Genomic DNA, 20,588 nt, shown 5'->3' on the forward strand with positions numbered 1-20,588 from the left:
GCCCCTCCCCACCCTTCCACCGATCCCCGGGGCTGCGCCCCGGACCCCCGAGGAGCCCTCATGACCTCCAGCGACGATGTCCTCCACCGGACGGACAACGGTGTCTCCTGGATCACCCTCAATCGCCCCGAGGCGATGAACGCCGTCACCTGGGACCAGCGCGAGCGCGTCATCGCCCTGCTCGGCGAGGCGTCCGCCGACCCGGCCGTGCGGGCGGTCGTCATCACCGCCACCGGCAAGGGGTTCTGCGCCGGCGCCGACCTGCGCGGGGCACCGGCCACGGCGGAGCGGGTCGCGGGCGACGTGGCCCGGATGATCCGGCTCGGCGCGCAGCGCCTGATCACCGCCGTGCTCGACTGCGAGAAGCCGGTCATCGCCGCCGTCAACGGCACGGCCGCCGGGATCGGCGCGCACCTCGCGCTGGCCTGCGATCTGGTCATCGCCGCCGAACCGGCCCGTTTCATCGAGGTGTTCGTCCGCCGGGGGCTGGTCCCGGACGGCGGCGGCGCGTACCTGCTGCCGCGCCTGGTCGGTCCGCAGAAGGCGAAGGAGCTGATGTTCTTCGGCGACGCCGTCCCCGCGGCGGAGGCCGAACGCCTGGGCCTGGTCAACAAGGTGGTGGCGCCGGAGGCCTTGGAGGACACCGCCCGGGAGTGGGCCGAGCGCCTCGCGCAGGGCCCGACCCGGGCCATCGCCATGACGAAGCAGCTGGTCAACGCCTCCCTGGACGGCGACCGGGCGACCGCGCTCGCCGCCGAGGCCACCGCCCAGGAGATCAACATGACCACGGCCGACGCGAACGAGGGCGTCGCGAGCTTCGTGGAGCGCCGCACCCCCAAGTACCTGGGCCGATAGCCGAACACCGAGGCTTCGTACGGGTCCGGGGCTACGGGGTCCGCTTGTGCAGCACCCGGACGTCCCCGTTGTCGGGATCCCCGATCAGCACGAACAGTTCCGGCTTCCGCGCCGTCCCCGCCACTTCCCATGCATGCTCCGCACCCTCACAGTCAGGGACCTTCAGGTCCACGCCCGCTCCTCTGTTGTGGGCCTCCACCCGGGGCGCCCACGTCCCGGTCCCCGAGCAGCTCCGCTCCTCCTCGTGCCACTTGACCACCGGCAGCTTCAACGCCTTCGCCTCGCCCCGCGCATCGAGTTCCAGCCGGACGCCTGCCCCCTCCCACGTCCCGACGTAGTCGGCGCGCTCCAGGGCCGGCGGCTCGTACCCCGGCACGATCGCCGCGAAGTAGACGGTGGCGATCACCGCGACCAGGCTCGGCAGCACCATCCAGTTCCGCACCCTGCCCTTCGGCACCCGTCGCATCCGCGCGAACACCGCCACGCCCACGGACAGCACCCCGGAGACCGCGATCCAGCCCCACGTGGCGACGTACGAGGTGTGGCCCAGGAGGGAGATCGGCATGGCGTACACGGCCGCGATCGCTCCCACCGCCGGCAGGGCCCACCACGGCGCGGAGATCCTGGTTCGCAGGCCCATGGCGTTCGAGAGCTCCATCGCCGGGGTGGTGACCAGCACGTTGTGCGCCAGGCCCAGGAAGAGCAGGACGAAGGGTCCGCCGACACAGACGAGGAACAGCGCGAAGAGCACGGCGATGCCGCCGCCGTAGCCCCGGCCGTACGGCTCTTCACCGAGACCCGTCAACCACGAGTACATCAGCGTGCAAAAGAGCTGCGTCCCCCCGATGATCTCCGCGCCGGGCGCGGTCGAGCTCAAGAGCCCTTCGCGCGGCCGTACCGTCGTCTGCACGTCATTCCCCACGGCGAGCGCCCCCAGAGCATCAATTGAACACGTTCAATTGATGCGAACCCTACACCGCTCTTCCCATCTGACGCACCGTCAGCTTCAATCGGTCGTGTGATGGGACACGCAGGGATGGCGGCCACCGTCGTCCGATACCTCAGGTCAGTCGGCTCCCCCACCTCCGCGGCCGCCGCGGAGCCCGGGGCCGAGTCCGTCGACGCATTGCCGCGCCCCGATCTGCGGGCCGTGGGCGAGGACGAGCGAGCGCCCGTCAGTCCCGCCGAATTCCGGGCCGTACTGGGGAACTTCGCCAGCGGGGTCACGATCATCACCGCACCGCCCGGCGAGGGCGAGGACGGTCCGGCCGGCTTCGCCTGCCAGTCCTTCGCCTCGCTCTCCCTCGACCCGCCGCTGGTCACCTTCATGGTGGCCCGTACGTCGACCACCTGGCCCCGCATCGCGCGCGCCGGGGTGTTCTGCGTCAACATCCTCGGCGCCGAACAGGGCGAGCTGTGCCGCTCGTTCGCCGTCAGCGGCGCCGACAAGTTCGCCGGGGTGGCCCACACGCCCGCCCCCGCCACCGGATCGCCCCAACTCCACGCGGTACCCGCGTGGATCGACTGCCGCATCCACGCCGTGCACACCGGCGGGGACCACCTCATCGTCGTCGGCAAGGTCGAGGCCATGGGCGCGGCCGGCGAGGGCGACCCCCTCCTCTTCCACAAGGGCCGCTTCGGCCGCTTCGCCGACTGACGGATCCCCCCTCCCCTGCCGCTATCCTGCGGTTTCGAACGGGCGGGGGGTCATGAGAAACACGTACGAGCCGGGTCGCAGCCGGTGGACCACCGCCACCGGGTGGCTGATGCTGACGAGCGCCCTCGGGGCCCTCGTGTGCACCCTGCTGCGCTTGTCCCCGTACCCGCCGCTCACGCCCGCGCTGGCGTGCGCGGGCGCCTCCGCATTCTTCGCCTGCTGCTGGATCGCGGCCTCGTACGCCGCCCGCCCCGGGCCTCTGGAGAAGGCGGTTCCCGATCCGCGGGCGCCGGGCCGGATACTGCCGTACGTGTTCGCCATCGGGGTTCCGCTCGCGACGGCCGCCGCCCTCTCGGTGGCCATCACCCCCTCCAGCGCGTACGGCCAGCGGGCCGAGCGGCTGGAGCGCGCCGGGTGGGACCGCCACGAGGCCGAGGTGGTCCGGCTGACCGGTGAGCCCGACTGCACGGCGCCGGACGACGACGTCCAGCAGTGCTTCACCGATCTGGTCCTGCGCATCCCGTACACGAGCGGCACGCGGGAGGTGTCCATGCCGGGGATGCGCACCCGCACGGCCCCCGAGCCGGGCTGGGAGCTGACCGTCTACTACGCCGCCGGCGATCCGGAGGTCGGGGTGGGGACCGAGCCGGCCCGCGACCAGGTGAAGTGGTGGCTGCTGCTGATCTTCGCAGTCGCCGTCGTGCCGTGGTTCGTCCTGCCCATGTTCTTCATCAGGGCGCAGCTGGAACCGGGACGCGTGCACACCCTGCGGCGCTGGCGGCCCAGAACCCATCTGCCCGCCCTCGGCCACCTCTTCGGCGGCCTCGTCCTGCTGCTGCCGGCCGCCCTGGAGGTCCCGGTCGCCGGGTTCATGCGGCTGCCCGCCCTCCTCGCCGCGCTGACGCCGGGGCTGGCCCTGCGGTCGGTGGCGAAGCGGGCGGGCCGTGTCGGCGGCCGCGTCAGAACGTGAGCACCCCCCGCGCCACCCGCCCGTGGTGGGCGTCGTCCACGGCCTTGGCGAAGTCCTCGACCTTGTAGACCTCCGTCACCAGCTCGTCCAGCAGCAGCTTGCCCTGCCGGTAGAGCTCCGCGTAGAGGGCGATGTCGCGCTGGGGGCGCGAGGATCCGTACCGGCAGCCCATGATCGTCTTGTCCAGGTACATGGACGAGACCTGGAACGAGGCCTCCTCCTTGAATCCGGGCACGCCCAGCAGGATCGCCTGTCCGTGCCGGTCCAGCAGGTCGATGGCCTGGCGGATCAGCTTGACGCTGCCCACGCACTCGAAGGCGTGGTCCGCGCCCGTCGGCAGGATCTCCTTGACGGCCGCCGAGGAGTCAGCCACCGCCGAGGCGTCGATGAAATGCGTGGCGCCGAACTGCCGGGCCACCGCCTCCTTCGCCGGGTTCGCGTCGATCGCCACGATGGTGGTCGCGCCCGCGATCCGCGCGCCCTGAAGGACGTTCAGCCCGATGCCGCCCGTGCCGATGACAACCACCGTCTCGCCCCGGTCCACCTTCGCCCGGTTCAGTACCGCGCCCACGCCTGTGAGCACCCCGCAGCCGATCAGCGCCGCCGAGGTCAGCGGGATGTCCTTGGGGATCTTCACCGCCTGCACGGCCTTGACGATGGTCCGCTCGGCGAAGGCCGAGTTCGAAGCGAATTGGTAGAGCGGCTTCCCGCCCCGCGAGAACGGCTGCCCCGGCATCCCGATCGCCTTGCGGCACATCGTCGGGCGGCCCCGGTCGCAGTCCGCGCACGCACCGCAGTTGGCGAGCGTCGACAGCGATACGTGGTCCCCCGCCACCACGTGCGTGACCCCGGACCCGACCGCCTCCACCACGCCCGCGCCCTCGTGCCCGAGGACCACCGGCGGCGGGAAGGGGATCGTCCCGTCGATCACCGAAAGGTCGCTGTGGCACAGGCCGGCCGCCGCTATCGCGACCAGCACCTCTCCCGGCCCCGGGTCCCGGATCTCCAGATCGTCGACCACCTGGGCCTGCTTGCCGTCGAATACGACGCCTCTCACCTGGACTCCTTAGGCAGGCCGAGCACGCGCTCGGCGATGATGTTGCGCTGGATCTCGTCCGAGCCGCCGTAGATCGTGTCGGCACGGGTGAACAGGAACAGCCGCTGCTCCTCGTCGAGTCCGAGTTCGTACGGGGTCCCCTGCGCCCAGTCCCCCGGCCCGGCCGTGGCCACCGCACCCCGGACCTCCACCGCCAGCTCACCGAGCCGCCGGTGCCAGCCGCCCCACAGCAGCTTCGCCACGCTCGGCGCACCCGGGTCGCCGGTGGTGCCGAGCGTGCGCAGCGCGTTCCACCGCATCGTGCGCAGCTCGGCCCACTGGCGCACGAGGCGTTCGCGCAGCACGGGGTCTGCTGCGCGCGCAGCCCCGTACGGGGTCCCGCAGGAGGTTCCGCACGCGGCGACGTACGCCCCGACCACCCGCTCCAGCTCCGCCGCGAAGCCGATCTGCTGGACGAGCGTGGAGACGCCCCGCTCCAGTGCGAGCAGGCCCATGGCCACGGACCAGCCGTTGCCCTCGCCGCCCACGACCTCGGCGGCGACGGCCCCGTCGAAGAAGACCTCGTTGAACTCGGAGGTCCCCGACATCTGCCGGATCGGGCGGACTTCGACCTTCCCCGGCTGGTCCATCCGCACGAGCAGGAAGGACAGCCCCCGGTGGCGCCGGGATCCGGGCTCGGTGCGGGCCAGGACGAAGCACCAGTCGGCGTCCTGGGCGAGGGAGGTCCAGATCTTCTGTCCGGTGACCCGGTGGAGACCGTCGGTGCCGGGACCGGGCTCCCGCACCGCGGTCGTGCGGATCCCCGCCAGGTCGGATCCGGCGCCGGGTTCGGAGTACCCCTGGCACCACAGTTCCTCGCCGCGGGCGATGCCGGGGAGGAAGCGGGCCTGCTGCTCCGGGGAGCCGAAGGCGATCAGGGTCGGCGCGAGGAGGTTCTCGCCGATGTGGCCGACCCGGGCGGGGGCGCGGGCGGCCGCGTACTCCTCGGCCCACACCACCTGGCCGGTGAGGGAGAGCCGCCGGTTGCCGTACGCCCCGTCGGGACCCTCCGTCTCCCAGCCCTGTCCGATCCAGCCGCCGCGGCCGAGCTCGCGCTCCCACGCGCGCCGGACCTCGACCCCCTCGTGCTCACTGCCCGGCCCGCCGAGGCCGATGGCGTCCTCGTACGGGCCCACGAGGTGCTCCGCCAGCCACGCCCGGGCGCGGCCGCGCAGCGCCTCGTCCTCGGCGCCGAAGCTGAAGTCCATGATCGGTGCCCCCCTTGGGTCTTGCCGGTCTCGCCGGTCTCGCCGGTCTCGCCGGTCTCGCCGGTCCTGCCGGTCCTGCCGGTCCTGCCGGTCCTGCCGGTCCTGTCCGGCCGCTGCGGCCGGTCTCTCGCGCCTTGGCGCACGTACGCGCCGATCCACCCGGATCGGCCGCATCGCCCGGCCAGGGGCTAGACGTTGGGGCGGTCCTTGGCGGCTGCCGCCTTGGCCATAGCCTCCAGCTGCGCGAGCATCGGCATCGGGTCGGTGCCCACCGTCCCGGGCAGGAAGTCGGCGATCTTCTCGGGGGTCCAGGAGCCCTCGGCGTACCCGGCGCGCAGTTCGCGGGGCTGGGCCCAGACGGCGATCTTCGGGCCGGCGATCGTGTAGACCTGCCCGGTGATCTTCTCGCCGCCGACGGCGACGGCCTTGTCGGAGAGCAGGTAGGTGACGAGGGCCGCCACGTCCTCGGGCTCGCCGATCTCCTTGAGCTCCATCGGCACGTTGGCCGACATCCGGGTCCGGGCGACGGGCGCCACGGCGTTGGAGGTGACCCCGTACTTGGCCAGGCCGAGCGCGGCCGACCGTACGAGCGAGATGATCCCGCCCTTGGCCGCGCTGTAGTTGGCCTGGGCCACCGAGCCCTGGTGGTTGCCGCTGGTGAAACCGATCAGCGTGCCGGAGCCCTGGCGCCGCATGACGGCGGAGGCGGCCCGGAAGACGGTGAACGTGCCCTTGAGGTGGGTGGCGATCACCGGGTCCCACTCCTCCTCGGACATGTTGAACAGCATCCGCTCGCGCAGATTGCCCGCGACGCACACGACTCCGTCGATGCGTCCGTACTGGGCGAGCGCGGTGTCGACGATGCGCTGACCGCCCGCCATGGTCGAGATGTCGTCGGCGACGGCGACCGCTTCGCCGCCCGCGGCGATGATCTCCTTCACCACGGATTCGGCGATCTCGCTGGTCGGTTCCCCGCCCGCGATGCCCACGCCGTAGTCGTTGACGACGACCTTGGCACCCTCGGCGGCCGCGGCGAGTGCCACGGCCCTCCCGATGCCCCGGCCGGCGCCCGTGACGGCGACGACTTTGCCTGCCAAGAAGTTCCCCATGTCCGGCCCCTTCCCGCGTTTTCTGACGGACCGTTAGATTCTATGGGCAGTCAGATGCCGGAGCACAAGCCCTAGTTCATTCGAGGACTGTCGCGAACATCTCCCCCACCACCCCTCCCACCCCCTCTCCCACCGTCCCCCTCAACACGAGGAGCTGATCAGATCCATGGGTATGCCGGCCGAGTTCCACGACATCGCCAAGCGCGTCAACAACTGGGGCCGCTGGGGCGCCGACGACGAGATCGGCACCCTCAACCTCGTCACCGACGAGGTCGTACGGGCCGCCGCGGCCGAGATCCGCACCGGCCGCCGCATCGCGCTGGCGCTCCCCCTCAAGGAGGACGGGGTGCAGTCCGGGATGATCCCGGGCCGGATCAATCCGCTGCACACGATGGTGCAGATCAACCAGGAGCTCTTCGGGCCGGGCACGGTGGCCTGCAGCGACGACGCGGTGACCTTCGGCCTCCAGGCCGGCACCCACTGGGACGCGCTCACGCACGTCTCGCACTCGGGGAAGATCTACAACGGCCGCCCGGCCTCCTCGATCACCGCCCACGGCCGCGCCGAATTCAGCGGCATCGACAAGGCCGGGCACATCGTCTCGCGCGGGGTGCTCCTCGACGTGGCCCGCGCCAAGGGCCTGGACCGGCTCCCGGGCGGCCACGCGGTCACCCCGGAGGACCTGGCGGAGGCGGAGGAGTTCGGCGGGGTCACCGTCCGGGCGGGCGATATCGTATTGGTCCGGACCGGCCAGGTTCAGGTCTACCTGGCCGGTGACAAGCACGGCTACGGCTACCCGTCGCCGGGCCTGTCCATCCGCACCCCCGAGTGGTTCCACGCCCGGGACGTGGCGGCCGTCGCGAACGACACCCTCACGTTCGAGATCTTCCCGCCGGAGATCGAGAACCTGTGGCTTCCGGTGCACGCGCTGGACCTGGTGGAGATGGGCATGCACCAGGGCCAGAACTGGAACCTCGAAAAGTTGTCCACAGCCTGTGCAGAAGAATCCCGCTACTCCTTCCTCCTCTCCGCCATGCCCGAACCCTTCGTAGGCGCGGTCGGCACCCCGGTGGCCCCGGTGGCCATCCTCTGACCGCTGACGGGGCGGCGCGACGACGCACGAGCTCCTCCGCGGCAGCGAGGATCTCGCCAAGGCCGTGCGGGTCGACGCCGCCCACGTACCGGAATTCCGCCCGCGCACGTACGTTGCCGCGTGACCGGCGGGAGTCCAACGGCTTTGCCGCGCAACGCCGTCGCCGCACCGTAGGCCGTGATCAAATGGCGCCATGGCATGGGATCCGGGCCGTGACGGGACCCGCAAGGACCTCGGCCGCAATGGGAACGCCCGGTGAGCGGCCTGCGGCGACGAGTGGGACGCGTTGGTGCGGTGGTGCTGCTCGCCGGGGTGTTGGCCGGGTGCTCGGAGGAATCGCGCAGTTGAAGCCGGAGCAGCCGCTGCGGCTTCGAAAGCAGCCGATCGCCGGATCGGTCGCGCCGGCCGCCCCCTTCGCGCATGTCGGTCTGCCCGAGCCGGAGTCCCTGCCCGACGTCCGCGAAGGCCAGGTGTGCGCACCGTGCAAGAAGGACCTGAACGCGCGCTGCACGTCTCGGTCGTACGGATCGACGACCACAGCAGCCGTGTGTACCTGGACGGCGTCGACTGAAGCATCGGGAAATCGCTCCTTGTGGCGCTTCCTCAGCACGAGCGCGCGGCCGCGCAGGGCAAGACGGACGCGCCGGCCCCGGGCAGGGGGCCCGCGGCCGGCGCGTCGAATGTGGGCGCGCTGCGCGCGCTGGGTGGTTCGGGGTGTTTAGCCGTAGACCGTGACCCGCGCGCTCTGGGCTCCGGTGACGTAGCCGCCGTTGGCGACCCAGTAGCCGGCCTGCACGACGTAGGTGCCGTCCTGGGTGCCGATGGCCCCGGTGTTGAACGTGAAGTTCGTGGAGGTGGTCCAGCCGCCGCACCCGTAGTCGGCGACCTGGGTGGTGGAGCCGTTGCTGTTGACCCTGAGCAGCTGGGCGCAGGGCAGGATGTTGACCCCGTTCGGGTTCCGGTAGCCGTGCGAGCCGTACACCCCGTAGCCGCCGTCCCCGTAGGCACAGGGCCGCTCGCTGATGCCGAGCGTCTCGGAGGCCCAGCCGGAGGTGCGGCAGCCGCCGCCACCCGTATTGGCGGACGCGTCCTGTGCGGAGACGACCCCGCCCGCCAGCAGGGTGCCGGCGATGGTGAGGGCGGCGGCGACGCGCTTGGGCCCCCGACGCCCGCTCACAGTGGAAACTCGCATGCGAATGCCTTCCTTCGGCTTGCGTGGGACTGAGGACCGGCAGAGCCCTGCGGCGCTCCCGGCCCGGCAGAGTCTTCACGCCGGCCGACCTGTCCAGCAGCCCTTCGGAACGGGCTGGGACGACCTCGTACGCAGCGGTACGCGGCTTCGTACAGAGCGGTACGCGGCTGCGCGCGAAGTCGGTACGCGGCTGCGCGCGGACCGGCATGCGTACGGGTGCCGCGGGACGCGGTGCGGGGAGGTCCTTGAACGCTCCCGGGCAGCCTTGTACACCTCGTACACCCCGGCATCGACGGACGGAGTCCGTCAAAAAGAGGAAACCTGCGGGTGGCGGCGTACGTTCGTGCACGCCCCGAGCGCGGCACGGCAGCCGCCACCCCACGACCCGCACTCGTCAAGGCAAGGACCCTTGGCGTCCCCTCGCGACGAATCGCTCAACACAAGAGTGATCAACAGTTGACGAACCGTCAACACCTCGTTAGAGGTACACGCGCGGTTCCCGGATCGCCCCACGAGTTTCCTGGCCCTCGGCGGCCCGGTCGGCTTCGGCCTTCTCCGCGCGGTCGACCTCGCACCAGATCCGCTTCCCGGCGCCCTCGGGCTGCCAGCCCCAGCGGTCCGCGAGACCGTCCACCAGCTCCAGGCCGCGGCCGCCCGTGTCGTCTCCGGCGGCCTGCCGCCGGGCCGGAGCCCGGTCGCTCGCATCGGCGACCTCGACCCGTACGCCCGGCTCACCGAACAGCATGCGCAGCACGGCCGGACAGCCGGTGTGCACGACGGCGTTGGTGACCAGCTCGGAGATCAGCAGGATCAGCGTCTCGGCGAGCGGCTCGTCATCCCCTATGCCCGAGCCCGCCAGCCGCGAGCGGGCCCATCGGCGCGCCCGGCCGACCTCGGCGGGGTCCGGTCCTACCTCCAGCTGCACCTGAAGCACCTGCACCGCTCACACCATCCGAACCGGCGGACACTTCGCCTCGCGACGGGACGGGGTCACCGAGTGTGACCCCCGTGCGGAGCAGCATGGTTGACATACAGTCACCAGAACAAGCGCTTCGGGCATATTCCAGCGTGAAGGAGTAGGCGTGGTGCATACTGTGCGGCGCTCGCGCCGCTCAACCGCTCGCATTCCCGGGAGCGTACCGGAGCCACCCCCCGTCTCCGGGCCGGATTCGGTCGGGCGAAGGACACAAACCGATATCAACTCTCTGTAATCGGACATGCGTCCCGCGCCGTCCCTCCCGTACCTCTCCGTAACACCGGGTAGGCCCTACACCGCGGCCAGCAGCTCCTCCGCCAGCGCCTCCTCCGCCTGTGCCGCCGTGCGCCACTGCTCCGCCCGCACCCAGGCCCGCTTCAGGTGCAGGTGCACGTCCGCCTCCCAGGTGAACCCCATCCCGCCGTGCACCTGCAAGCAGTCCCGGGCATTGCGCACGGCCGCCTCGTCGGCCAGCAGCTTGGCCCCGGCCACCTCCGCCGGATCGCCCGTCACCGCGGCCGCGTAGACCGCCGTACGGGCCACCTCGGCGCGCACCAGCATCTGCGCGCACAGGTGCTTGACCGCCTGGAACGCCCCGATCGGCTGCCCGAACTGCTCGCGCTCCTTGGCGTAGCGCACCGCCAGCTCCACCGTGCGCAGCGCGCTGCCGAGCTGGAGCGCGGCCGTCAGCAGCGCCCCCTCGTCGCGGCGGGCGTCCGGGTCCCCCGCCATGGCCGCCTGTACGGACGCCCCTACGGGCACCCGCGCCAGCGGTGTCAGGGGGTCCGCCGAGCGCACCGGTTCCCCGGCGGGGAGCTCGGCGAGCCCCAGCACCGCGTCCGACTCCCCGAGGTGGGACACGAGCAGCCCGCCCGGGCCGGAGCCGGAACCCGGCCCGGAGCCCAGGTCGAAGGCCGTCACCACCGCCGTCCCCTCCGCGGCCCCCGGGACCACCCCGGCGGCCAGGTGGGTGGCCACCAGCGGACCCGGCAGCAGCGCCCGCCCGGCCTCCTCGAAGACGAGGACCGCCTCGGGCAGGCCGAGGCCGACCCCGCCCTCCTCCTCGGGGAGCCGCAGTGCGAAGAACCCGGCTTCGCCGAGCTCCCGCCACAGGGCCCGGTCCACGGACCGGCCGGAGGCGTCCGCCGCGTCGACCGAAGCGCGCAGCTCCTCGCGCCCGTACCGCCCGGCCAGGAGGTCCCGTACGCCTGCGCGAAGGTCCCGCTGGTCCTGCGTCGGCTGGAAGTCCACGGGGTGCTCACCTGCCCTTCGGAAGGCCGAGGATCCGCTCGGCGACGATGTTCTGCTGGATCTGCGAGGTGCCCGCGGCGATCGTGTAGGAGAGGGACGAGAGCCGGTCCAGGGTCCACTCCTCGTCCAGGGAGAGGGACTGGGCGCCCAGCACCTCGGCGGCGGTGTCGTACAGCTCCTGGCGGGCGTGCGAGTACGCCAGCTTGAAGACGCTGCCGCCGATGCCCGGGACGCCGCCCGAGCGCTCGGACTCGCTGACGTTCCACTGGGTGAGCCGCCACAGCGCGCCGAACTCCCCGTACAGCCGCCCGAGCCTGCGGCGCAGTACGGGGTCGTCCCAGCGGCCGTTGGCCTTCGCGGTGCGCGCCAGCTCGCCCAGGGTGCGCCGACAGGCGACGACCTCGCCCACGAAGGCGGTGCCGCGCTCGAAGGACAGGGTCACCATGGTGACGCGCCAGCCGTCGTTCTCGGCGCCGACCCGGTTGGCGACCGGGACCCGTACTTCGTCGAGGAACATCTCCGCGAACTCCGTGGACCCGGCCAGCGTCCGCAGCGGCCGGATGGTCACCCCCGGCGCGTCCATCGGCATGGCCAGCCAGGAGATCCCGCGGTGTTTGGAGGCATCCGGATCGGTCCGCACCAGCAGCTCGCACCAGTCGGCCACCTCCGCGTGCGAGGTCCAGATCTTGGATCCTGTGATCACGTACTCGTCGCCCTCGCGGACGGCGCGGGTGCGCAGGCTCGCCAGGTCGGAGCCGGCGTCCGGCTCGCTGAACCCCTGGCACCACACCTCGTCCCCGCTCAGTACGGGCGGCAGCCAGCGTGCGCGCTGCTCGGCGGTGCCTTCGGCGGCGATGGTCGGCCCGGCGTGCAGCAGCCCGACGAAGTTCGCACCGACGTAGGGGGCTCCGGCGCGCTCGGTCTCCTCCAGGAAGATCAGGTGCTGCGTCGGGGTGGCCCCGCGGCCGCCCGCGTCCACGGGCCAGTGCAGCCCGGCGTACCCGGCGTCGTACAGGCGGCGCTGCCAGCCCGCGTCGTACGCGCGCCGGCCGGGCCAGTCGTCGGGGGACGGCTTGGCGGGGAGCTCGGGGAGCACCTTGCCGAGCCAGGCGCGCAGCCGGGCCCGGAACTCCTGTTCCTCCTCGGTGTAGGTGAGGTCCACCGGCGCTACCGCCCCGCCCGCCGGTCGCGGTCGAAGTCCAGGCCGAGCATCCGGATGGCGTTGCCGCGCATCAGTTTGTAGATCGTCTCCTCGTCCAGTCCCTTGACGTGGTCGAGGGCGACCTCCTTGGTGTGCGGGAAGGTCGAGTCCACGTGCGGGTAGTCGGTCTCGAAGGTGGCGTTGTCGCGTCCGACGACGTCCAGCGAGGCGATGCCGTGCTTGTCGCGGAAGAAGCAGGCGAACATCTGCCGGTAGTAGTACGTGGACGGCGGCTCGGGGATCAGGTCCTTGACCCCGCCCCAGGCGCGGTGCTCCTGCCACACGTCGTCGGCGCGCTCCAGGGCGTACGGGATCCAGCCCATCTGGCCTTCGCTGTAGGCGAGTTTGAGCATCGGGAACTTGACGAGCACCCCGCTGAAGAGGAAGTCCATCATCGAGGCCATGGCGTTGTTGAAGCTGAGCGCGGCCTGGACGGCGGGCGGTGCGTCGGGGGACGCGGCGGGCATCTGGGAGCTGGACCCGATGTGCATGTTGACGACGGTGCCGGTCTCCTGGCAGACGGCGAAGAAGGGGTCCCAGTACCCGGAGTGGATGGACGGCAGTCCCAGGTAGGTGGGGATCTCGGAGAAGGTCACCGCCCGTACCCCGCGGGCGGCGTTGCGCCGGATCTCGGCGACGGCCAGGTCGATGTCCCAGAGCGGGATGATGCACAGCGGGATCAGCCGGCCGCCGCTGTCGCCGCACCACTCCTCGACCATCCAGTCGTTGTACGCGCGCACGCAGGCGAGGGCGACCTCCTTGTCGTGGGCTTCGGCGAAGGTCTGCCCGCAGAAGCGCGGGAAGGTCGGGAAGCACAGGGAGGCCTCGACGTGGTTGAGGTCCATGTCGAGCAGCCTGGCCTTGGGGTCCCAGCAGCCGCGCCGCATCTCCTCGCGGGTGATGCCCTCCAGGGTCATGTCGTCGCGGTCGAAGCCGACGGCGGCGATGTTGCGCTTGTACGGGAACTTCAGGTCCTCGTAGATCCACCAGTCGGTGGGCGGGCCGTCGGGGTCCATGGTGATCTGGTACTTGCCGCCGGTGTAGGCGAGTTCGCCGATCCCGGCGGTGAGCGCCTTGGGGCCGCGGTCGCGGTACTTGGCCGGCAGCCATACGTCGAACAGGTGGGCCGGTTCGATGACGTGGTCGTCGACGCTGATGATCCGAGGCAGTTCCATGATGTCCCCTCGCCGCAAGCCGAATGAATCTGGCCGAATGAATCTGATCGCTCGATCGCTCGCATCTGATGGTGCGTCAGAAATCTGGAACCAAGCTAGCTCCGCCACCCCTGGACCGACAAGCGTCCGCGCTCTACGCTCTGCGCTGGATCTGACTAACCGTCAGCTAAGGGGAGGGGTCTGGGATGCCGGACACGACGGACGCGACGGACGGCCCGACGGCCACCACGACGGACACCGCGACCGACATCGCGACGGACATCGCGATCGACCTGAGCCGCTCCCCCACCCTCTGGGACCTGATCGCCCGCCGGGCGACCCTGACCCCCGACGCCCCCGTCCTCATCGAGGCCGCCGAGGACCCCGCCCACGACCGCCGGCTGACCTTCGGGGAGCTGCGGACCCGCTCCGAGGAGGTCGCGGCGGGCCTGTACGGCATGGGCGTGCGCCCCGGAACGGTCGTCGCCTGGCAGCTCCCCACCCGCATCGAGACCGTCCTGCTCTCGATCGCCCTGGCCCGCATCGGCGCCGTCCAGACCCCGGTCATCCCCTTCTACCGGGACCGCGAAGTCGGCTTCGCGCTGCGCGAGTCGAAGGCGGAGTTCTTCGCCTCGCCCGGCACCTGGCGCGGCTTCGACCACACGGCGATGGCGGAACGCCTGGGCGCCCGCGGCGTCTTCGAGGCCTACGACTCCCTCCCGGCCGGGGACCCGGCCGTACTCCCCCCGCCCCCGTCCGAAGGCACCTCCGTCCGCTGGATCTACTGGACCTCGGGCACCACCTCGGACCCCAAGGGCGTCCTGCACACCGACCGCTCCCTCATCGCGGGCGGCTCCTGCCTGGCCCACGCCCTCCACCTGACCCCGGCCGACGTGGGCTCGATGGCCTTCCCCTTCGCCCACATCGCCGGCCCCGACTACACGGTGATGCTGCTGCTCTACGGGTTCCCCGCGGTCCTGTTCGAGAAGTTCGCGATGCCCGACGCGCTGGACGGCTACCGCCGCCACGGGGTCACGGTGGCCGGCGGCTCCACGGCCTTCTACTCCATGTTCCTGACGGAACAGCGCAAGGCCCCCTCCGCCAAGCTCATCCCCTCCCTCCGCCTCCTGGCGGGCGGCGGCGCCCCCAAACCCCCGGAGATCTACCACGCCGTCGTCCGCGAACTGGGCTGCCAGCTCACCCACGGCTACGGCATGACCGAAGTCCCGATGATCACCATGGGCGCCCCGGACGACACGGCGGAGAACCTGGCCACCACCGAGGGCCGCCCCCCGGCCGGCATGTCCATCCGCATCACCACGGCAGCGGGTACGCCCCTGCCCGCCGGCACGGACGGGGAGGTCCGGCTGAGCGGCGAAGCGGTCTGCCAGGGCTACCTCGACGCCGCCCAGAACACCGACGTCTTCGACGCCGACGGCTACCTGATCACCGGCGACCTCGGCCATCTCACCCCCGACGGCTACCTGGTCCTGACCGGCCGCAGCAAGGACGTCATCATCCGCAAGGGCGAGAACATCTCGGCCAAGGAGATCGAGGACCTGCTCCACGAGCTCCCCGCGATCGCCGACGTCGCGGTCATCGGCCTCCCGGACCCCGAGCGCGGCGAACGCGTCTGCGCGGTGGTCGAACAACCCGCGGGCGCTACCCCGTTGACCCTGCCCGAACTGACGGCCCACCTCCGCGCGCAGGGCCTGTCCACCCACAAGCTCCCGGAACAACTGGAGCTGGTGGAGGCCCTGCCGCGCAACGACGCCCTGCGCAAGGTCCTCAAATACAAGCTGCGCGAGCGGTACGCGAAGTAGGCCGCCCCTTCGTTGCATTCACCCAACCCCAAACGCTACGTTGGGGGGCGCCGGGGAATCACGGAAGCACCACGAAGGAGACGGCGATGCCGGGAGGCAGGCTCACCCAGCCCGAACGCCAGCAGATCGCGCTGGGGCTGGCCGACGGGCTGACCTACGCGGAGATCGCCAGGCGGCTGGACCGCCCCACTTCGACGGTCACGCGCGAGGTGATGCGCAACGGCGGCCCCACCACCTACCGCGCCGACCAGGCCCACCGCGCCACCGAACGCCGCGCCCACCGCCGCGTACCGGCCGCCCCCCGGAACCCGGGAACGCCCGCGCAGCCCGCACAGCCCCACGGGCGCGACGCCGAGGCGGTGCACGCGTACGAGGAGCTGTTCACCACCGTCCTCATACAGTCGGGAACGCCCAAGATGATGGCCCGGGTCCTGACCTGCCTCTACACCAGCGACGCGGGCAGCCTCACCGCGTCCGAACTCGTCCAGCGCCTCCAGGTCAGCCCGGCGTCCGTCTCCAAGGCGATCACGTTCCTCGAAAGCCAGGACCTGGTCCGCCGGGAACGCGACGAACGCCGCCGCGAGCGCTACGTCGTGGACAACGACGTCTGGTACCAGTCGATGATCGCCAGCGCCCGCGGCACCGCCCAGCTCGCCGAGGTCGCCCGCCAGGGCGTGGGCGTCCTGGGCTCCGAAACCCCGGCCGCCGTCCGCCTGGAGAACATCGCCCGCTTCGTCGACTTCGTCTCGGAAAGCATCACCCGAGCCGCCGACCAGGCCCGAGAAATCCTCCACCCCAGACCGGCACCGACGCCTGGGGACTCCGCGTAGGCGGTACGGACGTCTCTCCAGGCCAGGACTGTGATCAGGAACCCACGTGGCGAGGCAGCGGCGCGGCACCCCACAGGACCGGACGGCGGAAGGAGGCCCGCTGGGATCACTCCGGCCTCTGCCGGAGGAGCCCCCGGCCATCATCGGCACAGCACCTCGGAGGGGCCGACGGCCACCCCGATGTCACTCTCGCGGACGACCGCGGGAAGGTCCCCTGGACCCTCCCCCTGCACGAGGATGATCTGATCGCCGCCCTCGACGCGGTCTGCACCTCCGCCCTGATCTCGATTGACTCCGCGAAGGCCCTCTGCATCAAGCTCGCCGGCACCCGGACCACAAGTCAGTGCTGGGCGGGATGTGTGACTCCGCCCGCTGCTGGCAGGCCACCCACCACGCCGAACACCGGAGTGTCTGGGCTTCTGCTGCAGGCAACTACCGAGTCTTCATCGGCAAGATCGAACGAGGAGGCATCACCCTGATGGGACAGATCACCGACACCAGCCGGGCCCGCAATGAACAGTCCATTCGCGCACCATGGACCGACTCCTGAACGGGGAAGTCCCCGCCCGGGCCGCTGCGACCTCAAGACCCTCGCAGCTGAGGCCGGGGCGACCCGGACCGGCTTCAACGCGAAGAAGGACCAGGATGGCCGGGACGCCCCAGAGTCCCCTCCGTAGTCCCCTCTGCTTCTGGCACCGAACTAGACGAGAGTCGGGATATCCGTGAACTGATATCCCGATATAAGAAGGTGCCTACCTGGAAATCTGATGCTTGGTCACCGATTTACCTTCGGGGGAAGGTTTTTCTTCTCCACGGGGTGGCTGCGGTTGCAGCTACCCCGAGGGACAGAGCGAGCACGGCTACAGCCCAGCTGAAGGAGTCGCTCGCCGAGTTCGAGGTCCAGTCCCACCAATCGTGGGGGTACCAGATCAAGAAGAAGGCCGAGGCCAAGGGAATGATCCAGCCTAGTTGGTGGCCGAGCAGCCGCACCGACAGCAGGGCGAGGCCGAGCCAGATCAGGAGGGAGCGGATGAAGACGACCCCGGCTCCCGTGCTGACGGCGAGTGCCTCGGTGATGAACGACAAGGCGCAGGCCGTCAGCGTCAGGCCGATGCAGTATTTGAGGCGGAATCGGTGCATCGCGGATGCACCCATTTCGTCGTGTGCTGACATGGCTCCGTCGAGAGCCGCAGTGAGGAAGACGGCTGACAGAAGTGGGAGTTCGTGTCGAAAGGGCACGCCCGTGGTGATTCCTCCGCTGCCGATGGAAGGCAGCGCGATGTGGGTGCCACCGAAGAAGGCCGAGAGCAGGGCAATGGCGGCCGTCGACGCGAGGACCGATACGCCCCGGTGCACTCTGGCGTAGCGGAGCAGGTCAGAACCGGTCATCAGGCTTGCACCAGGAAGGGTCTCGAACAATGTGGCTGCGTTCCTCGGCGAGCCATTGCTGCTGCTCGGCTGCGGGCATCCGTGCGGCCTCGGTCGCTTCGCGCTGAGCGGCGTCGACACCCTCCATGTGGAGTCCCTGGTCGGCGACGGCCGGGTCTTGGCCGGTGGAGCGGTACTCGAGCCATAGGTGGATGTTGTCCATCGCCTGCCAGGCCCGGGTCTCCCTTTGGGGAGGCCGGCAGAGGCCCAGCGACTGGGTGAAGACCTGGTCGGCCATGGCGATCGCTGCGGTACGGACGTGTCCCTCGGCGATGTCGAATCCCCGGTCGCCCATTTTGGTCCGCTGGAGCCCGAACTCGTAGAACGCTTCGGGTGACTTCAACGAGGATGAGTCGGACTGGCCCAAACGCTGGGCCATGGCAGTCAATTCGGGCAGGTACTTGCGGTGCTCGGGCCACACGCACACCTGTGGCGCACCCCTCTCGGCACGGTCACAGAGAGGATCCGTCGCCGATGCCGGGCGCTCGACGCGCAGTTCGCCGCTGGCTGGTATCGCAAAAACCAGTGTGATGAGGGAGGCCGCTGTTGCCCCGATGGCCGCACTGCGGACGGGCAGGGACGTTGCCCGGCGCGGCATCTGGCGCTCGGCGCTGCTCCGCAGTCGTGGTGCCGTCACCGCCAGTGTGGCGAGGGCGACGGCAAACAGCAGCCTCACTGCGACTGGAAGGGGGCGTAGGTGCTGGTCCGGCGGCCCCGCGAGGACGTTGAACTTGAAGGGGAGCGCCAGCAGGCTGATGAAGCAGCCCAGCGCGCAGACGATGGGAGTGAAGGTGGCGGAGGGCCACCATCGGCCGGCCAGATGGCCTACGGACGCGAAGATGATCAGCGTCGAGGCGCCGAGCAGGAGGTAGGAGGGCCACAGGAATCCGGGGCCCGCCTGGCTGAACGAGATGACCGCGGCGGTCAGGCATCCGACCGTGTAGGCGAGGAACCCGAGGGTGAGAGTGGCGGCCAGACGTGCAGCCTCGATCCGCCAGATGGGACGGGCGGCCGCGAGCAGGGTCTCGGGCATTCCCACGCGGGAGGAGCGTCCGGCCTGCCAGGCCGAGACGCCGGCGAGGACGGGCCCCAGGAAGAGTGTGACGACCTGGGCTGCCACACTCGCTTCGGGCCATACGCCGATCCAGTACCGGGACCGGCCGAAGAGCACCAGCAAATCCACGGCGATCATCACGGGAAACGCTGTCAGCAGCGGCGAGCGGCGCAGCTCGATGCGGTAGGCATTCAGCATGCGGCAGCTCCCGCGTCGGGCCGGCGGTTGCCGAGTACCGTCATGTAACCGCGTTCCAGAGGGCTGTCGCCCGGGGCCGTGGGGGCTGCCAACTCCGCCAGCTGCTGAGGTGTCCCGCTGTGGCGCACCTGGCCGTCGCTCAGAACGAGGACGGTGTCGCAGGCGGCACCGACGTCCTCCACCAGGTGCGTACTGAGGAGCACGGCCGTTCCTGCGTGAGCGAGGGAACGAATGAGCTCACGGAAATCGAGACGCTGGGCGGGGTCGAGGCCGACGGTCGGCTCGTCCAGCAGAAGCAGGGAGGGAGAGCCGACGATGGCCGCGGCGATTCCGGCCCGGCGGAGCATGCCGCCGGACAACGACTTCATGCGGTCCCCGGCCCGGTCGGCCAGACCCACAGCCGCCAGCGCCTCCTTGGTCGCGGAGTCGGCCTTCTTGGAAGGGACCTCACGCAGCCAGGCGCAATAGCGGACGAAGTCCGTTATGGAGAAGGCCGGGTAGTAACCGAAGTCCTGCGGGAGATAGCCGATGCGACGGCGGACATGCCGCGCTTGCCGTTCGTTGGTGACGGGACTGCCGAACAGCTCCAGCTGCCCGCTTTGCGGCGGCGCGATGGTCGCGAGGGTCCGGAAGAGCGTGGTCTTGCCCGCACCGTTGGGGCCCAGCAAGCCCGTGACACCGGGCAGGATGGACAGGTCGAGATTCTCGATGATGCTTCGGCCGCCGTAACCCTGCGTGAGGGTCGTCAATCGAGCGACAGGATATGTCGTCATTGGCAGAATTCCCTGAAATAAAGGATGGGCCCGCCATGCAGGCGGGCCCTCCTTGCCTAACTGACTAACTGACTAGACCGAGTAAGTCACATGGGTCTTGTTAATCTTGAATGTGCACTCGTAGGTGTCATACTTGCCCACGTAGCCGTTGTACAGCGTGTCGTGGTGCTCCGTGTCCAGCTCGTAATTGCAGTCATACTGGGTCCAGTACGAGTAAGACGGGTAGTTCGACGCGCTGGAGCAGTAGCCGTGACCGGAGGTGCTGTACCAATACCCCCGGCACCCCTGCTGCCAGGTCGACTCGTAGGACGCGGTCGCTATCGGAGCCGTCAGGCCGATGGCGGCAGCCGCCAGGGCGCCGATTACGGCACCCTTGGCAACCTTCGAACCGGCTATGCGCGACGCAAGAAAATTCATCAATTCCCCCCCCTTGGGAATAGAATGACGGAGACGCGAAGAATCGCCCCACTGTGCAATGTGAGGCTAACAAGCCGACCAAGTTTGCATCAAGGGGACAATGGAATACATCTTCCGTAATTGCCCATCCTCGCAAAAGGCAATTGAATGGAAGATTTCAGGCTCCGCGAGGGTGTGAGATTTAACCACGATCTGAATCCCGGCGACCCCTGTCCGAGAAGATTGGCAAAAATACCTACTGCTGATGGCGCGTTCGAGTCGATCTAGGCAACTACGTCGCCCACTGGGTTCGGCTCCGTTGGT

At 70.2% G+C, this 20,588-nt stretch carries 19 protein-coding genes; 6 read left to right on the top strand and 13 right to left on the bottom strand.

Going from position 1 to position 20,588, the window contains the following annotated elements:
- Positions 1-60: 60 nt before the first annotated feature.
- Positions 61-855: an enoyl-CoA hydratase/isomerase family protein gene (locus OG490_RS16280; protein WP_330297021.1), complete on the top strand. Its 795-nt coding sequence runs from the start codon at positions 61-63 to the stop codon at positions 853-855.
- A 31-nt stretch (positions 856-886) separates the two neighbouring features.
- Here OG490_RS16280 and OG490_RS16285 read toward each other — a convergent pair whose 3' ends face one another.
- Positions 887-1,765, bottom strand: a complete 879-nt coding sequence (locus OG490_RS16285) for a hypothetical protein (protein WP_330297022.1) — start codon at positions 1,763-1,765, stop codon at positions 887-889.
- A 126-nt stretch (positions 1,766-1,891) separates the two neighbouring features.
- Here OG490_RS16285 and OG490_RS16290 point away from each other — a divergent pair, with 126 nt between their 5' ends.
- The gene (locus OG490_RS16290; protein ID WP_330300946.1) at positions 1,892-2,512 is read left to right on the top strand and encodes a flavin reductase family protein; all 621 of its coding nucleotides are present in this window, start codon (positions 1,892-1,894) and stop codon (positions 2,510-2,512) included.
- 52 nt (positions 2,513-2,564) lie between these two features.
- Entirely contained in the window at positions 2,565-3,482 is a 918-nt protein-coding gene (locus tag OG490_RS16295; RefSeq protein ID WP_330297023.1) for a hypothetical protein, read from the top strand.
- Here OG490_RS16295 and OG490_RS16300 read toward each other — a convergent pair.
- The 3 genes from OG490_RS16300 to OG490_RS16310 form a co-directional block, all read right to left on the bottom strand.
- Positions 3,472-4,539, bottom strand: a complete 1,068-nt coding sequence (locus OG490_RS16300) for a Zn-dependent alcohol dehydrogenase (protein ID WP_330297024.1) — start codon at positions 4,537-4,539, stop codon at positions 3,472-3,474. The genes OG490_RS16295 and OG490_RS16300 overlap by 11 nt on opposite strands.
- Positions 4,536-5,786, bottom strand: coding sequence for an acyl-CoA dehydrogenase family protein (locus tag OG490_RS16305; protein ID WP_330297025.1), 1,251 nt, complete (start codon positions 5,784-5,786; stop codon positions 4,536-4,538). Before OG490_RS16305 ends, OG490_RS16300 begins: the two co-directional genes overlap by 4 nt.
- A 188-nt stretch (positions 5,787-5,974) precedes the next feature.
- Positions 5,975-6,895 (bottom strand): SDR family oxidoreductase, encoded by a 921-nt coding sequence (locus tag OG490_RS16310; RefSeq protein WP_330297026.1) that lies wholly within the window; start codon positions 6,893-6,895, stop codon positions 5,975-5,977.
- Positions 6,896-7,061: 166 nt separating this feature from the next.
- Here OG490_RS16310 and OG490_RS16315 point away from each other — a divergent pair, with 166 nt between their 5' ends.
- On the top strand, positions 7,062-7,988 hold the full coding sequence (locus OG490_RS16315; protein ID WP_330297027.1) for a cyclase family protein: 927 nt from the start codon (positions 7,062-7,064) through the stop codon (positions 7,986-7,988).
- A 718-nt stretch (positions 7,989-8,706) separates the two neighbouring features.
- Here OG490_RS16315 and OG490_RS16320 read toward each other — a convergent pair.
- The 5 genes from OG490_RS16320 to OG490_RS16340 form a co-directional block, all read right to left on the bottom strand.
- The gene (locus OG490_RS16320) at positions 8,707-9,180 is read right to left on the bottom strand and encodes a hypothetical protein (RefSeq protein ID WP_330297028.1); all 474 of its coding nucleotides are present in this window, start codon (positions 9,178-9,180) and stop codon (positions 8,707-8,709) included.
- Between the two features lie 478 nt (positions 9,181-9,658).
- Positions 9,659-10,120 carry an ATP-binding protein gene (locus tag OG490_RS16325; protein WP_330297029.1) on the bottom strand — a complete coding sequence of 154 codons (462 nt, stop codon included), beginning with the start codon at positions 10,118-10,120 and terminating at the stop codon, positions 9,659-9,661.
- Positions 10,121-10,447: 327 nt separating this feature from the next.
- A complete protein-coding gene (locus tag OG490_RS16330; protein ID WP_330297030.1) occupies positions 10,448-11,407 on the bottom strand; it encodes an acyl-CoA dehydrogenase family protein in 960 nt (319 codons plus the stop codon).
- A 7-nt stretch (positions 11,408-11,414) separates the two neighbouring features.
- Positions 11,415-12,569, bottom strand: a complete 1,155-nt coding sequence (locus tag OG490_RS16335; protein WP_330297031.1) for an acyl-CoA dehydrogenase — start codon at positions 12,567-12,569, stop codon at positions 11,415-11,417.
- Positions 12,570-12,574: 5 nt separating this feature from the next.
- Positions 12,575-13,786: an amidohydrolase family protein gene (locus OG490_RS16340; protein ID WP_330300947.1), complete on the bottom strand. Its 1,212-nt coding sequence runs from the start codon at positions 13,784-13,786 to the stop codon at positions 12,575-12,577.
- A 182-nt stretch (positions 13,787-13,968) separates the two neighbouring features.
- Here OG490_RS16340 and OG490_RS16345 point away from each other — a divergent pair, with 182 nt between their 5' ends.
- Positions 13,969-15,585: an AMP-binding protein gene (locus tag OG490_RS16345; protein ID WP_330297032.1), complete on the top strand. Its 1,617-nt coding sequence runs from the start codon at positions 13,969-13,971 to the stop codon at positions 15,583-15,585.
- A gap of 86 nt (positions 15,586-15,671) precedes the next feature.
- The gene (locus OG490_RS16350) at positions 15,672-16,415 is read left to right on the top strand and encodes a helix-turn-helix domain-containing protein (protein ID WP_330297033.1); all 744 of its coding nucleotides are present in this window, start codon (positions 15,672-15,674) and stop codon (positions 16,413-16,415) included.
- Positions 16,416-17,198: 783 nt separating this feature from the next.
- Here OG490_RS16350 and OG490_RS16355 read toward each other — a convergent pair.
- The 4 genes from OG490_RS16355 to OG490_RS16370 all read right to left on the bottom strand — a co-directional run bounded on the left by OG490_RS16355 (position 17,199) and on the right by OG490_RS16370 (position 20,285).
- Entirely contained in the window at positions 17,199-17,804 is a 606-nt protein-coding gene (locus OG490_RS16355; RefSeq protein WP_330297034.1) for a hypothetical protein, read from the bottom strand.
- On the bottom strand, positions 17,791-19,095 hold the full coding sequence (locus tag OG490_RS16360; RefSeq protein WP_330297035.1) for a DUF7224 domain-containing protein: 1,305 nt from the start codon (positions 19,093-19,095) through the stop codon (positions 17,791-17,793). The genes OG490_RS16355 and OG490_RS16360 overlap by 14 nt, the downstream gene beginning before the upstream one ends.
- Complete coding sequence (locus tag OG490_RS16365; RefSeq protein ID WP_330297036.1) at positions 19,089-19,844, bottom strand: ATP-binding cassette domain-containing protein; 756 nt, start codon at positions 19,842-19,844, stop codon at positions 19,089-19,091. Before OG490_RS16365 ends, OG490_RS16360 begins: the two co-directional genes overlap by 7 nt.
- A gap of 96 nt (positions 19,845-19,940) precedes the next feature.
- A complete protein-coding gene (locus OG490_RS16370; protein WP_330297037.1) occupies positions 19,941-20,285 on the bottom strand; it encodes a hypothetical protein in 345 nt (114 codons plus the stop codon).
- Positions 20,286-20,588: the final 303 nt, after the last annotated feature.

Source organism: Streptomyces sp. NBC_00503 (assembly GCF_036346895.1).
Taxonomy (GTDB): Bacteria; Actinomycetota; Actinomycetes; order Streptomycetales; family Streptomycetaceae; genus Streptomyces.